Annotated in this window: 22 protein-coding genes; 16 read left to right on the top strand and 6 right to left on the bottom strand. The window is 37.7% G+C overall.

Translation table 11 applies throughout. From position 1 onward, the window contains the following. Window positions 1-133 precede the first annotated feature (133 nt). The 3 genes from DX933_RS05390 (at window position 134) to DX933_RS05380 (ending at window position 1602) form a co-directional block, all read left to right on the top strand. Entirely contained in the window at window positions 134-232 is a 99-nt protein-coding gene (locus DX933_RS05390) for a GapA-binding peptide SR1P (RefSeq protein WP_123315453.1), read from the top strand. A gap of 134 nt (window positions 233-366) precedes the next feature. Next, window positions 367-1326, top strand: coding sequence for an NAD(P)H-dependent flavin oxidoreductase (locus DX933_RS05385; protein WP_123315452.1), 960 nt, complete (start codon window positions 367-369; stop codon window positions 1324-1326). A gap of 9 nt (window positions 1327-1335) precedes the next feature. Further along, the gene (locus tag DX933_RS05380) at window positions 1336-1602 is read left to right on the top strand and encodes a UPF0223 family protein (protein WP_123315451.1); all 267 of its coding nucleotides are present in this window, start codon (window positions 1336-1338) and stop codon (window positions 1600-1602) included. 62 nt (window positions 1603-1664) lie between these two features. Here DX933_RS05380 and DX933_RS05375 read toward each other — a convergent pair whose 3' ends face one another. After that, window positions 1665-2282 carry a YktB family protein gene (locus tag DX933_RS05375; protein WP_123315450.1) on the bottom strand — a complete coding sequence of 206 codons (618 nt, stop codon included), beginning with the start codon at window positions 2280-2282 and terminating at the stop codon, window positions 1665-1667. A gap of 260 nt (window positions 2283-2542) precedes the next feature. On the opposite strand from DX933_RS05375, the gene DX933_RS05370 reads away from it, so the two are divergent. Beyond that, window positions 2543-2734 carry a hypothetical protein gene (locus tag DX933_RS05370; protein WP_123315449.1) on the top strand — a complete coding sequence of 64 codons (192 nt, stop codon included), beginning with the start codon at window positions 2543-2545 and terminating at the stop codon, window positions 2732-2734. A 133-nt stretch (window positions 2735-2867) separates the two neighbouring features. Continuing rightward, entirely contained in the window at window positions 2868-3677 is an 810-nt protein-coding gene (locus DX933_RS05365) for an inositol monophosphatase family protein (protein WP_123315448.1), read from the top strand. A 16-nt stretch (window positions 3678-3693) separates the two neighbouring features. Here the strand turns inward: DX933_RS05365 and DX933_RS18360 are convergent, their stop codons facing one another. Next, window positions 3694-3861, bottom strand: a complete 168-nt coding sequence (locus DX933_RS18360) for a DUF5325 family protein (protein ID WP_190279420.1) — start codon at window positions 3859-3861, stop codon at window positions 3694-3696. Between the two features lie 424 nt (window positions 3862-4285). Between DX933_RS18360 and DX933_RS05360 the strand changes: the two genes are divergently transcribed. Next, complete coding sequence (locus DX933_RS05360; protein ID WP_123315447.1) at window positions 4286-4603, top strand: YlaH-like family protein; 318 nt, start codon at window positions 4286-4288, stop codon at window positions 4601-4603. A 45-nt stretch (window positions 4604-4648) separates the two neighbouring features. Here the strand turns inward: DX933_RS05360 and DX933_RS05355 are convergent, their stop codons facing one another. Continuing rightward, window positions 4649-4849 (bottom strand): YlaI family protein, encoded by a 201-nt coding sequence (locus tag DX933_RS05355; RefSeq protein ID WP_123315446.1) that lies wholly within the window; start codon window positions 4847-4849, stop codon window positions 4649-4651. A gap of 128 nt (window positions 4850-4977) precedes the next feature. On the opposite strand from DX933_RS05355, the gene DX933_RS05350 reads away from it, so the two are divergent. Continuing rightward, entirely contained in the window at window positions 4978-5229 is a 252-nt protein-coding gene (locus DX933_RS05350) for a hypothetical protein (RefSeq protein ID WP_123315445.1), read from the top strand. Between the two features lie 209 nt (window positions 5230-5438). Beyond that, complete coding sequence (locus DX933_RS18800) at window positions 5439-6725, top strand: RNA polymerase sigma factor (RefSeq protein ID WP_317843080.1); 1287 nt, start codon at window positions 5439-5441, stop codon at window positions 6723-6725. A gap of 414 nt (window positions 6726-7139) precedes the next feature. Here DX933_RS18800 and DX933_RS05340 read toward each other — a convergent pair whose 3' ends face one another. Next, window positions 7140-7742, bottom strand: coding sequence for a YhcN/YlaJ family sporulation lipoprotein (locus DX933_RS05340; RefSeq protein WP_123315444.1), 603 nt, complete (start codon window positions 7740-7742; stop codon window positions 7140-7142). Between the two features lie 98 nt (window positions 7743-7840). Continuing rightward, window positions 7841-8326 carry a hypothetical protein gene (locus DX933_RS05335; protein ID WP_123315443.1) on the bottom strand — a complete coding sequence of 162 codons (486 nt, stop codon included), beginning with the start codon at window positions 8324-8326 and terminating at the stop codon, window positions 7841-7843. A gap of 384 nt (window positions 8327-8710) precedes the next feature. Between DX933_RS05335 and DX933_RS05330 the strand changes: the two genes are divergently transcribed. The 3 genes from DX933_RS05330 to pyc all read left to right on the top strand — a co-directional run bounded on the left by DX933_RS05330 (window position 8711) and on the right by pyc (window position 13805). Next, window positions 8711-8992, top strand: coding sequence for a YlaN family protein (locus tag DX933_RS05330; RefSeq protein WP_123315626.1), 282 nt, complete (start codon window positions 8711-8713; stop codon window positions 8990-8992). A gap of 200 nt (window positions 8993-9192) precedes the next feature. Then, complete coding sequence (gene ftsW / locus DX933_RS05325; protein WP_123315442.1) at window positions 9193-10374, top strand: putative lipid II flippase FtsW; 1182 nt, start codon at window positions 9193-9195, stop codon at window positions 10372-10374. Continuing rightward, complete coding sequence (pyc, locus tag DX933_RS05320; RefSeq protein ID WP_123315441.1) at window positions 10362-13805, top strand: pyruvate carboxylase; 3444 nt, start codon at window positions 10362-10364, stop codon at window positions 13803-13805. Before ftsW ends, pyc begins: the two co-directional genes overlap by 13 nt. 78 nt (window positions 13806-13883) lie before the next feature. Here the strand turns inward: pyc and DX933_RS05315 are convergent, their stop codons facing one another. Continuing rightward, entirely contained in the window at window positions 13884-14849 is a 966-nt protein-coding gene (locus DX933_RS05315; protein WP_123315440.1) for a COX15/CtaA family protein, read from the bottom strand. 553 nt (window positions 14850-15402) lie between these two features. Between DX933_RS05315 and cyoE the strand changes: the two genes are divergently transcribed. The 5 genes from cyoE (at window position 15403) to ctaF (ending at window position 20323) form a co-directional block, all read left to right on the top strand. Continuing rightward, a complete protein-coding gene (cyoE, locus tag DX933_RS05310) occupies window positions 15403-16341 on the top strand; it encodes a heme o synthase (RefSeq protein ID WP_123315439.1) in 939 nt (312 codons plus the stop codon). A gap of 61 nt (window positions 16342-16402) precedes the next feature. Continuing rightward, complete coding sequence (gene coxB, locus DX933_RS05305; RefSeq protein WP_123315438.1) at window positions 16403-17455, top strand: cytochrome c oxidase subunit II; 1053 nt, start codon at window positions 16403-16405, stop codon at window positions 17453-17455. A 61-nt stretch (window positions 17456-17516) separates the two neighbouring features. Beyond that, the gene (gene ctaD, locus DX933_RS05300) at window positions 17517-19370 is read left to right on the top strand and encodes a cytochrome c oxidase subunit I (RefSeq protein ID WP_123315437.1); all 1854 of its coding nucleotides are present in this window, start codon (window positions 17517-17519) and stop codon (window positions 19368-19370) included. Between the two features lie 2 nt (window positions 19371-19372). Beyond that, window positions 19373-19996 carry a cytochrome (ubi)quinol oxidase subunit III gene (locus DX933_RS05295; protein ID WP_123315436.1) on the top strand — a complete coding sequence of 208 codons (624 nt, stop codon included), beginning with the start codon at window positions 19373-19375 and terminating at the stop codon, window positions 19994-19996. Between the two features lie 3 nt (window positions 19997-19999). Next, window positions 20000-20323 (top strand): cytochrome c oxidase subunit IVB, encoded by a 324-nt coding sequence (gene ctaF, locus DX933_RS05290; RefSeq protein WP_123315435.1) that lies wholly within the window; start codon window positions 20000-20002, stop codon window positions 20321-20323. Window positions 20324-20412: the final 89 nt, after the last annotated feature.

Below are 20412 nucleotides of genomic sequence, written 5' to 3'. Positions count from 1 at the left end.
TAATATATATAGTAAATTTGCTATATTGTATAATATATTTAGTTATAATGTTATACAAATAATGCTTGCATCTTCTAATATGTCATCATATAATAAGGAATAAGAAATGAAATGACAAAAGGAGATGAATATAGTGGGTACCATCGTATGCCAAGATTGTCAGGAAGTAATCGAGCATTACGAGGAAGAAAAGGTAACAACATTATATGGTCGCTGCCCTTCTTGTGAATAATACAATGGAAACGCAAGGCTATACGTGAAAATCGCGTATAGCCTTATTCTATTTATGAAGTAACATACTTTATTGGGCACATAGAAAAGTGCGTGGTAAACTACAGATAGAAATGACGGATAAGGAGTAATGCCATGAATTGGAAAACAAGAATTACAGATTTATTAAATATTACCTATCCCATTATTCAAGGTGGATTAGCCCATTTGGCATATGCTGATTTGGCAGCAGCCGTTTCTAATGCAGGCGGTCTTGGACAGATAACAGCGATGAGTCTTCCGAATCCGGAAGCACTTCAGAAAGAAATCCAGAAGGTTAAACAAATGACGGATCGTCCTTTTGGTGTGAATTTTGCGATTGGTCAACACGGTCGTCTATATGAGCAAATGGTTGAGGTTGCAATTGCCGAAAAGGTACCAGCGATTTCTGTAACTGGAGGCAATCCAAAGGGTGTTCTGGATATGGTAAAAGAACATCCAATAAAAAAGCTGGTATTAGTTGCTGCTAGGAGACAAGCGGAAAAAGCAGAAAAGCTTGGGGCAGATGCAGTTATGGTTGTAGGGCAGGAAGGTGGCGGACATTTGGGAAGAGCGGATACAGGTACGATTGTTTTAACGCCACAGGTCGCTGATCATGTATCTATTCCAGTAGTTGCTTCTGGTGGTATTATCGATGGAAAGGGGCTAATGGCTGCACTTTCACTTGGTGCAGAAGGAGTGGAACTTGGAACTCGTTTTATTGCAACAAAAGAGTGTGTGCATGCCCATGAAACGTATAAACAAGCTATATTAGATGCAGATGAGCATGCTACAGTCATTATCAAAAAAACCTTAGGTACACCCGCAAGAGCTTTGAGAAATAGTTGGACCGATCAAATACTTCAGCTGGAGGCAGAGGGGAAAGCCTTTGAAGAACTACGTGAATATATTGATGGACATGCAAATAAACAGTATATTCACAAAGGGAATGCAGATTCAGGCTTTGGCTGGGCAGGGCAAGGCGCAGCTGGAATTCAAGATATTCCTTCTGTACAAGATCTTATCCATTCCATGATTAGTGAAGCAGAAGAAATTCGAAATAAATGGTCTTTATGAGGTGATATTGTGAATTATTCATACCCAATAGATGCATCTTGGACAAAACAGGAAGTGATTGATATGGTTCGTTTTTTCAGTCTGATTGAAACAGCTTATGAAAATCGCGTGGAACGCAATAGCTTATTACAAGCTTATCGTCGATTGAAGGAAATCGTACCAGGAAAAAGTGAAGAGAAACAACTATTTAATGCATTTGAACAAGAATCCGGCTATTCAAGCTACCATACGATAAAAAAGGCTAGAAACACAGAACAGCAGTATATATCGATGTGAATATACATGTAAAACGGGACCTATTTTTTTCGGTCCCGTTTATCAAAATTTACATTTGAGCATTATTGGTTTCTTACCTGCATAGCCTGTTGATAAAGTGGGATGAGTGTATGGAACGTATCCTTGATGGTTTCCATTAATAATTCACCGTTTTTCGTTCTCTTATCATCTGATTGGAGATGACGTCCAATTAGAAATTCAGCCTTTTTTACGTCACGAAAACGTATGAAGTGCTTTTCCGCCAAGTCGCCAATTGAAATGGAGTCTTTTTTCATATGATCCAAAGAAACGACGAAATCCTCAGGTAATTGTTTTAATTGATTGATATCCTTTAAATATGATGCTGCAATCTTTTCTTTTCCATCCAATTCATAGATGAGGGCTAACCAGATGAAAAGATGGTCATCAAACAACCCTACTTGAAAATGTGGGTGCTTTTTATAGCCACGTTTATTATCAGCAATTGCAAGCCATGTATCATTCGGCGGATTAACCGTTCTTCTGGCATGCTTCGCTATATGTAAATAAACCTCATTACCTAAATGAGCAGATAAATCATCTACTAATTCATTACCAATTGCTTGAAACTTTGGCTGAATTCTTTCTTGAATGGCTGTCATTCTAGCCTCTAAGCCATCAATAAGAAATGTATCGAAATCTTTTTGACTAAATCCTTTCATGTTTAACCGACCTTTCCATCATTGCTTATCATGCATACTCTTTTATTATTCGATATGTACACCCCACTCGTCAAGCAGAGCGATTGTAATTTTTGGTTTAAAATAATGATTATTTGGGTATCGTATGTAAATAAATCAGTAACATTAGAAACAGGCTGAACGAAAAACATACATCAACATAAACTAATGGTAAAAGGTAATGGCAAAAGGAAGTTGGAAGCGAATTGTCTATAAAATTTACCGTAAAGGGTGTGTAGTAAATGAAATATGTGATGGAGGCACTTAGACAAAAAGAATTGCAGGAAAAGCTTCCTGTTATTCGTATGGAAATCGACTATGAGTTATTAACCCTATATGATGCACTGCAGGAGAATGACACGGTTATGATTATTAAGACAAAGGAACGCTTGGAAGGACTAAGAAAGCAGTTAATAAAAATTGATGCGGAATAAACAGGAATGATCTCGGTATCCATTTAATTGCTTATGCAATTAAAGAACATGCTCGAGGTCATTTATTATTTTTTTCTCCTCTCATTTGATACGATAGATAGGAAGTGGATACATATTAATTGGAGGAACGAAGATGAATACAAGTAGCAGAAATGAGCTTTTTCAACAAGCGAAGCAATGGGTACTTGAAGCAGGTGCCAATATCCGTACCCAAATGATTCAACCAATGGAAATTGATACAAAATCAAATGCAAATGATCTAGTGACTTCAGTAGATAAGAAAACAGAACAGTTTTTTGTAGAACGTATTCATCAACATTATCCGGATCACCAGTTATTGGGAGAAGAAGGGTATGGAGATGATGTAAAAGAGCTTACGGGTGTCACCTGGATTATTGATCCGATTGACGGAACAATGAATTTCGTACATCAAAAAAGAAATTTTGCTATATCGGTTGGTATTTATCAGGATGCGGTTGGGGAAATTGGTCTCATATATGATGTGATGAATGATGTATTGTATCATGCTTTAAGAGATGAAGGTGCGTACCGTAATGGAGAGAAACTTCCACAGTTAAAACCCGATGTAACCTTGGAAACAACGGTGCTTGGAATGAACCACTACATGCTGTGCCCGAATCGCTTATTGGATGAGCAAGTAATGCACCAGCTCGTCAAGAAAATTAGAGGTGTAAGAACCTATGGGTCAGCCGCAATTGAGTTCGCTTATGTAGCGGAAGGCATTTTAGATGGATATGCAGTAATGCGATTATCACCATGGGATTTCGCAGCTGGCATGATTATCGTACATGAGGTAGGGGGCTTAACCACTAATCTCACAGGAAATGCGGTGGATATGTTGCAAAGTGGTTCTATACTTGTCAGTCATCCGAATATTCATCAACAGCTAATTGAAGAATATTTTATCAAAGCAAAAAAGTGACCCTTTTATATTGGAGTCACTTTTTCTTTTTTAAAGAAATTCCATAGCCCATAAATCCAAAACCCAATACAATAAATAATATAATCAGCCATATGTTTTGATAGGAAATGGCAATTCCTACTGCTACAAACATTGCTATAACCAAAATAGCTAAGAAAAGCATTGGAAAGTTAATATTTTTCATCTGTAAGCACCTCGTTTATTCCAAAGCTAAGTATATACCATTTATTTATGATGTTCAAAGGATACATATACTGGCATGGAATATAAAAGTTTAGTATTATAGATATGGATTTTATCACAGATAAACAGCCAGTAAAGGCCTGAATGGTTCAACTAACAATCAGTGGGGGAAAGTGCAAAAACCCCCACTGATAGAAGTTTCACTTTATCACAGATTAACTGGCTATAAGCCCCTCACATCAAGAATTTTTGTTAATCACAAGAATAGTAAGTGGGGGCAACAGCCAGTAAAGGCCTGATTGGTTCAACTAACAATCAGTGGGGAAGTGCAAAATCCCCACTGATTGAAGTTTCACTTTATCGAGATAAATTGGTGTTAGGGATATTTTATACATAGGAACTGATCAAAATTGCGGGGGAAATAAATGACAAATAAATTTAGTTTTTTTATGGATTACATTATTAATCATTTCGGAACAGACCATGTTTTTTGGATTTTATTTGGGCTGAATTTAATCTTTGGTGCTATCTCCTATAAGCTGGGATTTGCCCGGAAATTACCACTACTAAAAGATGTTTTCGTGTATATCATGCTGGCAGTTGGTACGTATATTTTAACGATTTTCAGTATTTTTGGCTTACCGATTACAGAAAGTCTGGTAATCATTGCAATTGTACTGGCCATATACCGTTTTCGACTACATCAACAGCGTAAAGAAAGAAATAAATCAAATGAAGCATAAAAAAGACCTCGCTAAAAAGCGAGGTCTTTTGTTCTTTCTTAATGATTAAATGAGATCGTTGGACTTTTTTTCTTTATACAGATGAAAGTTACCTGTTTGGTGGCGTTCATTTGTTCTCTTTTCAATGCGATGATAACAATCTGCACAAATATACATATTTATTCGCCGGTTACGCAAACGCTTTGCTTCCGGGCAGTCATCGTCCAAGCTTTCTATTTTATCGCAAAGTACACATTTCACTTGCATATTGTTCACCTCAAATATCTAACCTATGTTTTTTTACTATATCAAAAAAAGTGGTGAAATGGAAAGAAGAGTATGTTTTATTCAAATAAAGAAGGGAAATATACGTAATATAAGAAAGGATGGTTAACATGAAAAAAAGGTTGTTACTTCCTATTGCAGGAGCAGTTGGAGCAAGTGTTGCAGGCTATTTATATAATAAAAGTAAAAAACAAGATGTAAATAATAACTCTACATTTGAAAATGCTGGTGCCCCAGATCAATCAGAGGCAACCGACTTAGCGCAATTGGAAAATGCCAAAATGGTCTCGGAAGGCTCGCAATTCGGGGTTCAATATTATACAAAGCATAAAGCAAATGATGGAGAAGAACAGTATAGCTAATTGGAACATAAACATGAAGACAAACGTATGCAAGAAGATATGTGCTCACTGAGGGGCATGTATCTTTTTTTTTGTGTGTAGCTAGTATAGTAAATAATTAGGGTGATTTTTATAAAAGTTCGATTTACTTTAAAAGAAGTGGAAAATAGGTGTGACTTTTTAAAAGAATATACGTCTATATAATGACATGCTAAAAAGGAGGTGTTGTTTTGTCGGTAAATACAAGTGATGTCATTACAGATTGGTATCAACAATATAGTGAATCCATTTTCAAGTACGTCCTTATGATGATACGTGATTATCAACAAGCGGAAGATTTAACACATGATACCTTTATAAAAGCTTATAAAAGTTATAGTTCATATAAAGGAAAGTCAAAACCAAAAACCTGGCTCTACCGTATAGCGCATAATATCACAATAGACTTTATACGGAAACAAAAAACATTAATCGTGTTTAAAAACTTTTTTCATACAAAGGCTGAGAATGACCCTTTACCTGAAGATATCGTAGCGATTAGGGAGAATTCAAGAGAGTTGTACAAAGCATTGGGAAGGCTTAAAAGTACATATCGTGAAGTTATTATCTTAAGAAAAATAAAGAATTTTAGTATTAAGGAGACCAGTACAATTTTAAAATGGTCGGATAACAAGGTTAAAACAACGCTTTATAGGGCAATCCCAGCGTTGGAAAAAGAACTTGTTAAGGAGGGATTTACGTATGAGAAAAAACGATCACCTGAAGATGTTATTTTTGATCGTTCTCTAAAAGATTTAAATCAAAATATTATTTGGAAACAGGAAAATAAAAGTAATCTGCAGTATCGGGTATCTTGTAGTATTAAAAAGATGGACCAAAAATCCAGTAAATACAATAATCTTAAATATGCCTCAAGTGTTGGTATACTCCTTGTCTTTCTTTTGTTGGGTTATAAATTTATATTATCTAATAATTTACTTGATGAAAGTAGCACTTACTTCAATCATAACCAATCACAAAATAATGTTATTACTGAGGATGGTAATGAGCAACCTAAAGAGGGTGATAAAGACAATGCCATAAATGCGGATAGAAGATTCGTGTCAAAAGAGGAAATGTTGAGGGAAATAGATCTAAGGCTCCCAACGTATACACCGAGTCAGATGAATACAACTTCCCAATTTATAATTATAAAACATCCAGAAGGCACAAAAACGGCTGAGGTTAAATACGATGGAAACAGTTCATTTTACCTCCATTTCACACAAAGTGAAATAGGTGAAGGAGTAGATGCTATTAATCACGTGAAGCACGTCATGTATCCAAATGAAAAACCGGTGGAGATGATTGTGAATGGGAATCCCGCTTTCCTGTTATTAGAAAATGATTCTTCATACTACAGTACACTTCATATTGTAACTGAAAATTATTTTATTACATTATCAACCCATGGAATTGAAAAAGAAGAAATTATGAAAGTTGCTAACTCGATTGATTTAACAGGATTATCAAATTAAAAAACATATTTATTGCGGCGAATTCATTGATTGTTGATTATGGTGTCGGGACATAACTATCATGATTAGTTGGAGAGTCGAACAATAACATGAATCAGCTTCGGGAACATAGGCGGGCCCATTGAAAAAGCAGAGCACTTTCTCTGCAAGTGCACCGCTTTCGTAGAAGCCCTATCATGTGGGTGTTAAGAGCTATATAAGAAGACCCCTCAAGGTAAAAGCTGTGGTAGGCAGACTATTAAATCGTAACGTCCTAGGACTGCGCTGTCTTTCTTGTACCCGTAATGATAAATATAAAGTATATTCCCGGAGGGGTATTCTAGTTATAAAATGTTTGCTTCTTAATACGATAAAATTAGTATTGTTTCAGTCATGAATCATCGCTCCTAGCATATTGCCAGGGGGTTTTTTTATTTATTCTTTTTTGTTCATCATATCATTAGACTGTTTCTCTTGAATGTCATCCAATTCTTTTTCCTCATCTTTTGGTAGGACATCTTTATTTTGATCAGAATCCTTAGGTTGATCTTCTGGTGGAGGAAGGTAAGGCATATAACGCCCTACAATTGCTGCTAATTCATCAACAACTGCCTGGACAGGATAGCCTTGTTTTATTTTATCATTCATATCACGAATTCTTTTCAAAACATCCCCGTCGGCAACAACAACTGCTGTTTTGCCATATGGGTCGTGACTTAGTGCCTCAGAAACAGAATACTTCAGTGTTCCAACCCTAGTTCGGTCAAGGTCCTGATCTACATCAATCCCAACCACTGCATAGGGTCCAGCTACAATTGCTGCCGCTCCATGAACATCAGGTACAGATGCTGCAACATTGGACAGATGGTTGGCAATTTCAGAGTTGGAATAGTTTTTAAGCTGTGTTTGATTGGTGTTTTCTACGTGAATGATTCGATCAGATGCGGATTTCTCTTCCAATGCATTTTCGCGATTGTCCTGCTGACAGCCTGCTAGTATAAAAATGCCGAGAACGATGAGGATGGATCGTAGTTGCATTTGGCATAACCTCCTAAAGGTAACTTCTCTACCTTATTTTGAGGAGATTATGCCAAAATATGCAGTAAACCATTTTTTAATTGTGAATCAGCGTTTGATTATATGATTTCTATTTTACTTATTCCTTTAATTGGATTTTCTTTATTCGTACCATCACGATAATATAGCTGAACAGGGCCCTCGTCAGTAACCGGCTTACCATCAATGGCAAACAAAAGATAGCTCGCCTGTAAATCCTGTAATGGTATTTCTACCTCCCCTTGACTGGTTTTCAAGACTGCTTTTTGAGCATCTGAATCTGGTTCTGCGTGACCTAAAAAGTCTTCAATGGGCATGACATAGGAATGTTTTAAAATGTTTTCACGTTCAAAGCGTGAGATGCTTTTATTTACAGGTGGCTTAATTTTTTGCTGATAAATCTCTTGATTAAAGCGTTCTGCAGCCTTTTCTAATTCATCTTGTTCTTGAGGTGTATCCTTTTTAATAAATGCATCCTCCAGGATAATTTTTCGATCATCAAATATCCATACGGTTGGATCCATTGTAATGGAGTATGTAACTTTTCCTGTTATTGGTACAATCATTCTTTATCCACCTTTCCATATCTATCTGTTTAAGAATAGCAGAGAAGCGATTATTTTTCACGATTTTCATTCTGTACATGTGTGATGGAAACAAAATAATGGGATGATGTCTATCCACGATACAAATGCCATACAATAAATATAGGACAATCATGATTATTCAACAAATGCGCTGTAATAGGTGATTTGCTTGTTTTCTAACATTTTTTATGACTTGGAGTAAAAAATAGATGGATCGATGTATAAAACACGAATTTCATTTGCATTTTCCTTGTCCAGACGATAATATTATATAGAAGAAATACTTTGGGAAAATAAAGGATCAGGTTATACGTTGTATAGCAACGGTAAACCCTGTTTTTCAAAATGGAGGGGATACTATTGATGCCCGAGATGACTGTAGATCATCGAGAAAAAGCCTATGCCCTTCTTAAGGCTGACGCTGACAAAATATTGCGGTTAATAGAGGTTCAGATTGAAAACTTAACGATGCCGCAATGTCCATTATATGAAGAAGTATTAGATACGCAAATGTTCGGTCTTTCAAGGGAAATTGATTTTGCAATTCGATTAGGACTCATAGATGAGGTAGAAGGCAAGGCGCTTCTGGAAAATCTTGAAAGACAGCTGAATATACTGCATGAGGCAGCACAGGGTTCGGTGTAGCACCATCCTGTAATTCGGGTTGACTGTATCGACTTTGCAAAAACTTTGCCGACATTTACATTGGCAAGGTTTTTTTGTTTCATATAGTTGAAAATAAGAGAGAGAAATTAAAAAGTAGTATAACACATTTTGTTTTTGTGTTATACTAGTGGAAATTTCTTTTCGCTTTTTCTATTATTCCGTTTGGTGGAGGAGAAAAAATGATTAGGAAATTAAAAAATTATGATTTTACATTAATGATAACGCCAATCCTGTTGGCAGCATTCGGTATTGTCATGATATATAGTGCAAGCATGGTTGTAGCAGTTGTTAATGGAAATGAACCAACCTTTTATTTGGTTCGTCAATTACGTTCATTCGTCATTGGAATGGTCGGGTTTGTCATTACCTGTATCATTCCCTATAAAACCTATCAAAAACTAGTTAAGCTTATATCACTTGTTATGATAGGGATGCTCGTTTACGTATTGATAAATGGTCACTCTGAAGGAAATGCAACGAGATGGTTTTCACTAGGACCTATGACGATTCAACCATCTGAATTCGTGAAGATTGGATTAATTATTTATTTAGCTTCTGTCTATTCTAAAAAACAAGAGTACATAAGCGATTTTGGTAAGGCTGTGCTTCCCCCGCTCGTTTTAATGGGAATTATTCTCGCTTTGATATTGAAACAGCCTGATGTTGGTACGGCTGCAACGATTCTATTAATTGGCAGCACGATTATCTTTAGTTCAGGTATTCGGTTTCGCCATTTGTTTTTATTGTCAGCTGTCGGAGTTATAGTCGTTGCCATTGCGATTCCTAACATGGTTACTGAAACAAGAATAGAGCGATTTACAGGGGCCTATCAACCATTCGAAGCACCAGATGATGGTGGACACCATTTAATTCAGTCCTATTTGGCTATTTCTGGTGGTGGTCTCAGTGGAGAGGGCTTGGGGCAAAGTGTACAAAAATTAGGTTATTTGTTTGGTGCACATACTGACTTTATTATGTCGATTGTAGCAGAGGAACTCGGTTTTATCGGTGTTTTTATTGTCATTGGAATGCTGGCTATTATTGTATTAAGAGGCTTTTTTATTGCTAGAAAATGTGAGGATAGCTTTGGTGCCCTGATGGCAATTGGAATTTCCGCTATGGTAGGTATTCAAGCGTCCATTAATTTGGGCGCGATTAGTGGTATATTGCCGATTACCGGTGTAACACTTCCATTTATAAGTTATGGTGGATCTTCTTTAATGGTTCTATTAATTTCAATGGGAATATTAAATAATATTGCCATGCAAACAAAAAAAGATGAAGCAGATGTCCAACCGAAGGAATCTGTAACGAAACCAGTCATGCTTAAACAAAGAGGAGGAAGATCATGGTCAAGTTAAACAAGATAAAGAAGGTATTAGTTGCCAATCGCGGTGAAATTGCGATTCGGGTCTTTCGAGCTTGTACAGAATTAAATATTCGTACTGTTGCGATTTATTCAAACGAGGATACAGGCTCCTATCACCGCTATAAAGCGGACGAGGCTTATTTGATAGGGGAAGGTAAAAAGCCGATTGATGCTTATTTAGATATCGATGGTATTATTGATCTTGCTAAAAGCGTAGGGGTCGATGCTATTCATCCTGGATACGGGTTTTTATCGGAAAATATTGAGTTTGCAAAACGGTGTGAAGAGGCAGGGATTATTTTCATTGGTCCAAATAGTGAACACTTACATATGTTTGGTGATAAAGTGCGTGCTCGGGAACAAGCATTAAAAGCTGAGTTGACAGTTATTCCTGGTACAGATGGCCCCGTTTCAACAGTCGAAGAGATTGAAGCGTTTGGAGATGCACATGGTTACCCAATTATTATTAAAGCATCGCTTGGTGGCGGGGGCAGAGGAATGCGTATCGTCCGCAACAAGAGTAACTTAAGAGAAGCATTTGAACGTGCGAAATCAGAAGCGAAAGCGTCCTTTGGTAACGATGAAGTCTATGTTGAAAAATTGATTGAAAATCCAAAGCATATCGAAGTTCAGATTATTGGAGACGCACATGGCAATATCATCCACTTATTTGATCGTGATTGTTCGGTACAGCGTAGACATCAAAAGCTTGTAGAGATAGCACCAAGTGTTTCCATCTCCGAAACACTACGCCAACAAATATGTGATGCTGCCGTAAAATTAATGACAAATGTTTCCTATGTGAATGCGGGAACAGTAGAGTTTTTAGTTACGGGTGAAGATTTTTATTTTATTGAAGTAAATCCACGTGTACAGGTAGAACACACGATTACTGAAATGATTACAGGTATTGATATCGTTCAAACACAAATTATGGTTGCAGATGGACAAGCATTATTCGGAAATATGATAGGAATTCCGAGTCAAGAAGAGATTTCCATGCATGGGTTTGCCATTCAATCCAGAATTACAACGGAAGATCCGTTAAACAACTTTATGCCCGATACTGGTAAATTAAATGTGTATCGTTCCGGTGGTGGATTTGGTGTTCGCTTGGATGCAGGTAATGGTTTTCAAGGTGCGGAAATATCCCCGCATTATGATTCATTATTAGTTAAAGTGTCTACGCACGCGCTTACCTTTGAACAAGCTGCACAAAAAATGGTTCGAAACCTAAGAGAATTTCGGATACGTGGCATTAAAACCAATATTCCGTTTTTGGAAAATGTAATGTTGCACCCACACTTTATGTCGGGCGAGTATGATACGACTTTTGTTGACAAAACACCAGAGCTATTTGTGTTCCCTAAGCGAAAAGATAGGGGAACCAAAATGTTATCTTATATTGGACATGTGACAGTTAACGGTTTTGAAGGCTTGGAGAACAAGAAAAAACCAAACTTTGATAAACCAGTTATACCAAAATTTAATACATTGGAAGAGATGCCAAAAGGAACCAAGCAAATATTGGATGAGCACGGACCTGAAGGATTGGCGCGTTGGATGAAGGAACAACATGAAGTACTATTAACAGATACAACGATGCGTGATGCACACCAATCATTACTCGCCACCAGAGTACGTACAAAGGATATTTTGAAGATAGCCGAACCAACAGCACGATTATTGCCAAATTTATTTTCTGTTGAAATGTGGGGAGGCGCGACTTTTGATGTTGCCTACCGTTTTTTAAAGGAAGACCCATGGGAAAGACTGCTAAAGTTACGAGAAAAAATGCCAAATGTATTATTTCAAATGCTGTTACGAGCCAGTAACGCAGTTGGTTATAAAAACTACCCCGATAATTTAATTGAGGAATTTGTGGAAAAAAGTGCGAATGCAGGTATTGATGTTTTCCGTATTTTTGACAGTTTGAACTGGGTGGAAGGAATGGTGCCAGCAATCCGTGCTGTTCGTGATCAGAATAAAATAGCGGAGGCAGCCATTTGCTATACCGGGGATATTCTGGACCCTAGTCGCAGTAAATATGATTTAGCATATTATGTGAATCTTGCTAAAGAATTGGAACAAGAAGGGGCACATATTCTTGGATTAAAGGATATGGCCGGTCTGTTGAAACCGGAAGCGGCTTATCAGCTTGTAACAGCCTTAAAAGAGTCCACAGATTTACCGGTTCACCTGCACACACATGACGCCAGCGGAAACGGTATTTATACGTATGCCCGTGCAATTGATGCGGGAGTCGATGCGATTGATGTAGCTTGTGGCTCAATGTCTGGGCTTACATCACAGCCGAGTGCCCAATCCTTATATCACGCATTAGAGACGAAAGAACGCCAGCCACGAATGAATGTTGCATCCTATGAAAAAATATCGCAATACTGGGAAAGTGTTCGTGCATACTACCATGAATTCGAAAGTGGAATGAAAGGTCCGAACACAGAAGTATATTTCCATGAAATGCCTGGCGGTCAATATAGTAATTTGCAGCAACAGGCAAAAGCGGTTGGACTTGGTGAACGCTGGAATGAAGTGAAGCAAATGTTCCGTCGTGTGAATGATTTGTTTGGTGATATTGTGAAGGTTACTCCATCATCAAAGGTTGTTGGAGATATGGCATTATTTATGGTGCAAAATAATTTATCCGAAGATGATGTGTATGAAAAGGGAGACACGATTCATTTTCCTGATTCGGTTGTAGCATTTGCGGAAGGGTTGATTGGACAGCCTTATCAAGGTTTTCCACAAGAGTTGCAGCGAATTATCCTGAAAGGTAAAAAGCCAATTACAGGACGTCCAGGGCAATTAATGGAGCCAGTTGATTTTAAAGAAATGGGAGAAACGCTCTTTAAAAAGCTGGATAGACAAGTAACGAGCTTTGATATCATTGCACATGCTCTTTATCCACAAGTATTTATGGACTACCATAAATTTTATGAAACGTACGGAAACATTGCTGTGCTAGACACACCAACATTCTTTTATGGAATGAAATTGGGTGAAGAAATCGAAGTTGAGATTGAACAAGGAAAGACCTTGATTGTCAAACTCGTTTCCATATCAGAAGCTCGATCTGATGGTACGAGAGTCATCTACTTTGAATTGAATGGCCAATCGCGTGAGGTCGTTATTAAAGATACCCATGTTCAAGCAACCGAAACATCTCGGCCAAAAGTTGATCCCAATAATCCAAAGCATATTGGCGCTACGATGCCAGGTACTGTCGTAAAAGTACTATGTGAAACGGGAGAAAAGGTTGAGAAGGGTGATTATCTTATCATTACAGAAGCGATGAAGATGGAGACGACCGTACAAGCGCCATTTTCTGGAACAATTAAGCAGATGCATGTTAAAGATGGAGAAGCTATTACTGTAAATGATTTGATGGTAGAATTTGAATGATAAATAAAAGGCTCGCCCCAAAGGTCTGATTAGACTATTGAGGCGAGCCTTTTTCTGTTGATATGACTTGTGTTTAAGTCATTTGATGGGAACAGGTTCCGTAGATGGAGCTGCGATTGTTGCAGCTTGCCTTTCCTGTGCTGCACTTCGGGATGCTAGTAGTATAAAATAGCTTAGTAAACCGAAGTAGCATGAAATAACCAATGCATGTAATAACGCAATAGCAAGATTTAACATGGTTGCAATTATCATCGCACCGAAGAATACTTGTAAAACGATTAAAGCCCCGAGTATGATGGCGCCGCCCTTCATTACCCGGCTTTCATGATAGTGTTTATACATTTTAATCGTAAATAGGATTGTCCAAATAAATAGAATACCTGCTGCTAGCCGGTGCCCCATTTGAATCCAAAGATCAAGTCTGCCCGCTGTTAAAAATGCAAACGGTGTTTCATTCGTACAAAACGGCCAGTCCTTACATACAAGATCTGCACCTGCATGACGAACCAATGCTCCGGTATAAACCACACATAATGTATAAATAGTAAGTAGGTAAATCTCTATTCGATGCTTTTTCTTTATTAATAAAGCCTTCGCATCAAATTTCTTATCAATTTCAAAAATAAGTAATGTTAGTAGAAGCACAGCTGCAAAGGAAATGAGGGAAATACCAAAATGTAATGCTAATACAAAATCAGATTGTCCCCATTTTACAGCGGCAGCCCCAATTAGACCCTGTAAAACCAAGAAAAATACGGATAAAACAGATAAGAATTTAACCTCACGAATATGTCCAATTTTTTTCCAAGCTAAATAGGATAGTACAACTACAATAATACCAACCCCACCTGAAACAAGTCGATGGCTCAATTCAATCACGAGCTCAAAGGTGATTTCACTAGGAATAAATTGCCCGTTACATAATGGCCAGCTTTTGCCGCATCCTGCCCCAGATTCTGTTTTGGTGACCAATGCTCCGCCAATCAAAACAAAAATCATCCCAATGGATGCTGCAACCGAGAGCCATTTTAAACTTTTCATCATACCATTTGCCCCACTTTATTTAAGAATAATGATACAAACCCAATCCATTTATAGAAAAATAAATGATAAAATCTGTCTATCATACCCATAATAGTATTAATCAATTGTTAATTACAATGAAAAAGTGATAAAAGACACACAATTGTTATAGTATCATGTTTAATTACCTTTTTCACTATGGCAAAAGAAGAAACGCTTGCAATGTTTGGTATTGTCTGCTAGAAATAGTGTAGGACGTATTTGATAAACTCTGTTGAATCATGCTTATTTTTATTGTTTTGCGTGCATTTGGTTTCGCAAGAACGATAAAATTCCACTCGGAAGAATCAAGAAATCGAACGTTCACAAAAATGTCATAAATAGCATGTGATATGATGGCAGTCGTGGGAATTGCGGTAAATTTCGAAATAGATTGTTAAACCATTCCGTGGTACAATTACTATAATAGTAAATGAGAATGCCCCATATCACCCGTTGTCAGCACTGTTTTTACAACAGGAAATTGATTCAACTATGTCTTTTATTCTAAGGGTTAGAAGGGGGGATACTTCTAGTGAACGAGGCTGATGCTTCTAGACATGTTGTTGGAAATACAACCATTCCAAGTAACAGTAGTAGTGTTTTCAAAGATATGAAGTCATTGATTAAGATAGGTATCGTAAATTCCAACTTGATTACCGTATTTGCCGGCTTTTGGCTTGCATTATATTATACGGGCACATCGATAACGAACAATTGGGATACATTATTATTGACGTTGTTAGGTAGTGGGCTAGTGATTGCTGGCGGGTGCGTTCTTAATAATTGGTATGATATAGACATTGATCCAGTCATGGACCGCACGAGAAACAGACCAACAGTTACCGGTAAAATATCATTGCATGCCGCATTGGTATTAGGGGTTGTCATTTCTGTTCTCGGACATCTACTATTAATGATGACTACTATGGAAGCAGCTTTGGTGGCATTTGTTGGTTGGTTTACATATGTGGTGCTGTATACGATGTGGTCAAAACGAAGATACACATTAAATACAGCTGTTGGTAGCATTTCTGGAGCTGTTCCACCATTAATTGGATGGGCAGCAATTGATCCGAATTTGCATTTCGCACCAATTATTTTATTTCTTATGATGTTTATCTGGCAAACTCCCCATTTCTTATCACTCGCCATGAAAAAATGTGAAGATTATCAAAAAGCAGGCATACCAATGTTACCAGCAGTATATGGTTTTGCTATTACAAAACGACAAATTGTTGTTTACATCGCCTGTTTATTACCGTTACCTTTGTTTTTAGCTTCATTAGGTCCAATATTTGTTGTTCTGGCAACGGTTCTCAATATTGGCTGGCTACTGATAGGAATTAGCGGATTTTTCACAAAAAATGATTTAAAGTGGGCAAACATGATTTTTATTTATTCCTTGAATTATTTAACAATCATGTTTTTAATGATGATTATTTTGACAATTGATTGGTCATTCATTATTTAACATCATCCTTAATTTCATTAATATATAAGGAAGAAACAAACAGAAAGAGAGGTATTAATCCATGAAAGGTTGGATGGGAAAAATTAAAGCACTGCTAGTATTCAGCGCTTTAGCACTATTCTTGACTGCTTGTGGGAAGGATAATTTAACCGCACTTGTACCTAAAGGTTATGGGGCACAGTCCTCGATGGACTTGATCATCCTTACAACAGTTGTCATGTCATTTGTATTCCTGGTTGTGATTATTGCACTTGTAATTGTATTGATGCGATACCGGGAGAAGAAGGGGCAAGAAGATTACATACCAAAGCAAGTTGAAGGTAATCAGGCCCTAGAGACCGTATGGACAGTAATTCCAATTATCCTCGTTATCATTATGGCTGTACCAACCATTTTGGCAAGCTTTGATTTAGCGGATAATTCAGGCGCGAGTAAGCATCTGAATGTAAAGGTTACTGGAAATCAGTACTGGTGGCATTTTGATTATGAAAACGATGAGTTCCAAACAAGTCAAGATTTGTATATTCCTGTAGGTGAGAGAGTATATCTTAATATGATTTCATCCGACGTGGTGCATTCATTCTGGGTTCCTAGTATTTCAGGGAAGCTTGATGTAAACCCGGAAAACACGAACACACTTTATATTGAAGCATATGAAGAGGGTGTTTATTGGGGTAAATGCGCAGAGTTATGTGGTCCAGGACACTCTTTGATGGACTTTAAAGTAATTGCAGTCAGCAAAGAAGAGTATGAACAATGGGTTGCAGACATGAAGGCTGTGGATCCTGAGGAAGTACCGCAAGATGCTGTTGCTGCAGAAGGTAAAGAGTTATTTGAAGCAAATGGTTGTATGGGCTGTCATGCGATTGGCGCATCTCCGGCACAGGTTGGTCCTAACCTAACTAACTATGCAAACCGCACAACTGTTGCAGGTGTGAAAGAGCACTCCAAAGATGTTCTTGTACAGTGGATTTTAAATCCTGAACAGTATAAGCCTGGCAACTTGATGACTGGAAAATATCCAGAGCTTTCAGAAGATGAAGCTGATAAGATTGCTGAATATCTATTGCAATTGGATGCAACCGATATTACACCTGAAAGTGCTGGTAAATAACAGTAAATTAATATAGAAATAATATATTCTGGATGGATGATTATTAAGGGAGGTATAAGTTGTGAGTATAGCAGCTACTCAAAAGAGAAGCTTCGGCGCCTTTTTATGGGATTATTTAACAACAGTTGACCATAAGAAGATTGCACATTTGTACTTATTTGGCGGCGGCTTCTTTTTCTTACTTGGTGGACTTGAAGCTGTTGTAATTCGAATTCAGTTGATTAAACCTGAAAACGACTTTATTAGCGCAGGTTTTTATAATGAAATGATTACCATGCACGGAACAACGATGATATTTTTGGCGGCCATGCCGATCATCATCGGATTAATGAACGCTGCGATGCCTTTGCAAATAGGTGCGCGTGACGTTGCGTTTCCGTTCTTGAATGCTTTAAGCTTTTGGTTGTTCTTGTTTGGTGGACTATTATTGAACATTAGTTGGTTTACAGGAGCACCTGATGCTGGTTGGACCTCTTATGCGTCATTAGCATTAGATTCACCAGGCCATGGAATTGACTTTTATATTGCCGGTCTACAGATAGCCGGTGCCGGTACACTAATGGGAGGAATTAACTTCCTTGCTACCATTGTAAATATGCGTGCACCAGGTATGACTTACATGCGTATGCCTTTGTTCACATGGGCTACATTCATTACAAGTGTATTGATTCTCTTTGCTTTTCCAGCATTGACAATTAACTTGTTCTTATTGATGTTTGATCGCATGTTTGGTACTGCGTTCTTTGATGTAGCTTTAGGTGGTAATACCATTATCTATCAGCACTTATTCTGGATATTTGGTCACCCGGAAGTTTATATCTTAATTCTACCGTTATTTGGATTATTTAGTGATGTGTTCTCCACATTTTCTAAGAAACGTCTTTTCGGTTATACAGCAATGGTTTTTGCAACGATGCTAATTGCGTTTCTAGGATTTATGGTTTGGGCACACCATATGTTTACAGTAGGTCTGGGACCAGTTGCAAACTCTATTTTCGCAGTAGGTACGATGGCAATTGCGGTTCCTACCGGTATTAAGATCTTTAACTGGCTTGCTACGATGTGGGGAGGAAGCGTGCGGATAAACACTGCAATGCTTTGGTCACTAGGTTTTATTCCTTCCTTTACTATTGGTGGTATGACAGGGGTAATGTTAGGTTCTGCAGTAGCAGACTATCAGTATCATGATACGTACTTTGTTGTTGCACACTTCCACTACGTTATTGTAGGTGGTACCGTATTTGGTATTTTTGCGGGGCTCCATTATTGGTGGCCGCTTATGTTTGGACGCATCTTACATGAAGGAATGGGTAAGTTAACGTTCTGGACATTCTTTATTGGTTTCCATTTGACATTCTTTATTCAGCATTTTCTAGGTCTAATGGGAATGCCACGACGTTACTGGGTATTCCTAGAGGATCAAGGGCTTGATTTGGGGAACTTTATCAGTACGATAGGTGCCTTCTTTATGTCCTTTGGTGTGATTGTATTTTTAATCAACATCATTTACACAGCAGTGAAGGGTGAAAAAGCATCTGCCGACCCTTGGGATGGACGTACGCTTGAATGGGCGACAGCTTCAAGCCCGCCACCGTACTATAACTTTAAGCAGCTTCCGCTTACACGTGGACTTGATCCACTTTGGATTGAAAAACGAGAAGGAAATGGTAAGATGACACCTGCAGAGCCATTGGGTGATATCCATATGCCAAATGGATCATTCACACCTTTCCTCATGTCTTTAGGATTCTTTATCGCTGGTTTTGGTTTTATTTACCAGACAGATAATAGTTTATGGCATATTGCATTATTTGGTGGAATGGCATTTGCACTTGGTTGCATGATTTATCGCTCCATCAAAGATGATCATGGCTATTATATTCCTAAAGCAGAACTTGAAAGGGAGGCTGACTGATTATGAGTCAAGATCATTCCTTGTATCCAGAAACAATGCCGCAGCATCCTGAGAGAGCTACTCTTGAAGGTAAAAATAAATTTATGGGTTTATGGTTCTTTCTTGGCGGTGAAACAGTTTTATTTGCTTGTCTATTCGGAACATATCTAGCATTAAAGGATTCCACTGCAGGTGGCCCATCCTCAGAAGATATGTTTGGACTTGGTCTAGTATTTATTATGACCATGTTGCTCCTAACCAGCTCACTAACAAGTGTTTACGCTATGTATCATATGCGCAACAATGAATTTAAGAAAATGATGCTATGGCTTGGTATTACAGCACTGTTAGGTATGGGATTCCTTGGGTTGGAAATATATGAATTTGCGCATTATATTACGGAGTATGGATTTACGTTCCGCTCTTCAGCATTCGGCTCAGCCTTCTATGCATTGGTTGGGTTCCACGGTGGACACGTTACATTTGGTATCTGCTGGATTATCACGCTGATGATTCGCAATGCGAAGAGAGGTTTAAATTTATACAACGCTCCTAAGTTCAATACATTTAGCTTGTACTGGCACTTTATTGATGTCATCTGGGTATTTGTATTTACAGTTGTATATCTAATGGGAAAGGTGGGTTAATGCATGACAGACAACACCAATACCAACACAGTAAATGCATATAACAAACGTAAAAATAAAGAAGAAATGAAAAAGCAAATTATTTCATTTGCACTAATGATTGGATTAACACTTATTGCATTCGTAGTTGTGGCGACTGGTTCCATGAGTAAAATGTTTGCAATCCCTGTATTGTTCATTCTTGCTTTGGTCCAAGTTGCATTCCAATTTTATTATTTCATGCATATGAAAGATAAAGATCATGAAATGCCATCTGTATTAATTTATGGTGGTGTATGGGCAGCATTTCTAACACTATGCGGACTCGTATTAATTTCATGGTGGTAAGCTTTTAAAAAAATCGGGGATTTTTCCCCGATTTTTTTCTTGCTGCATATTTGATGAAATTGGTTTCCAATTGGATAAATGCTTTTGAT

The organism is Ornithinibacillus gellani, from assembly GCF_003730295.1.
Lineage (GTDB): Bacteria > Bacillota > Bacilli > Bacillales > Amphibacillaceae > Ornithinibacillus_A > Ornithinibacillus_A gellani.
The sequence above is the reverse complement of the archived record's forward strand: the minus strand, read 5'-3'. Positions and strand labels throughout refer to the sequence as shown.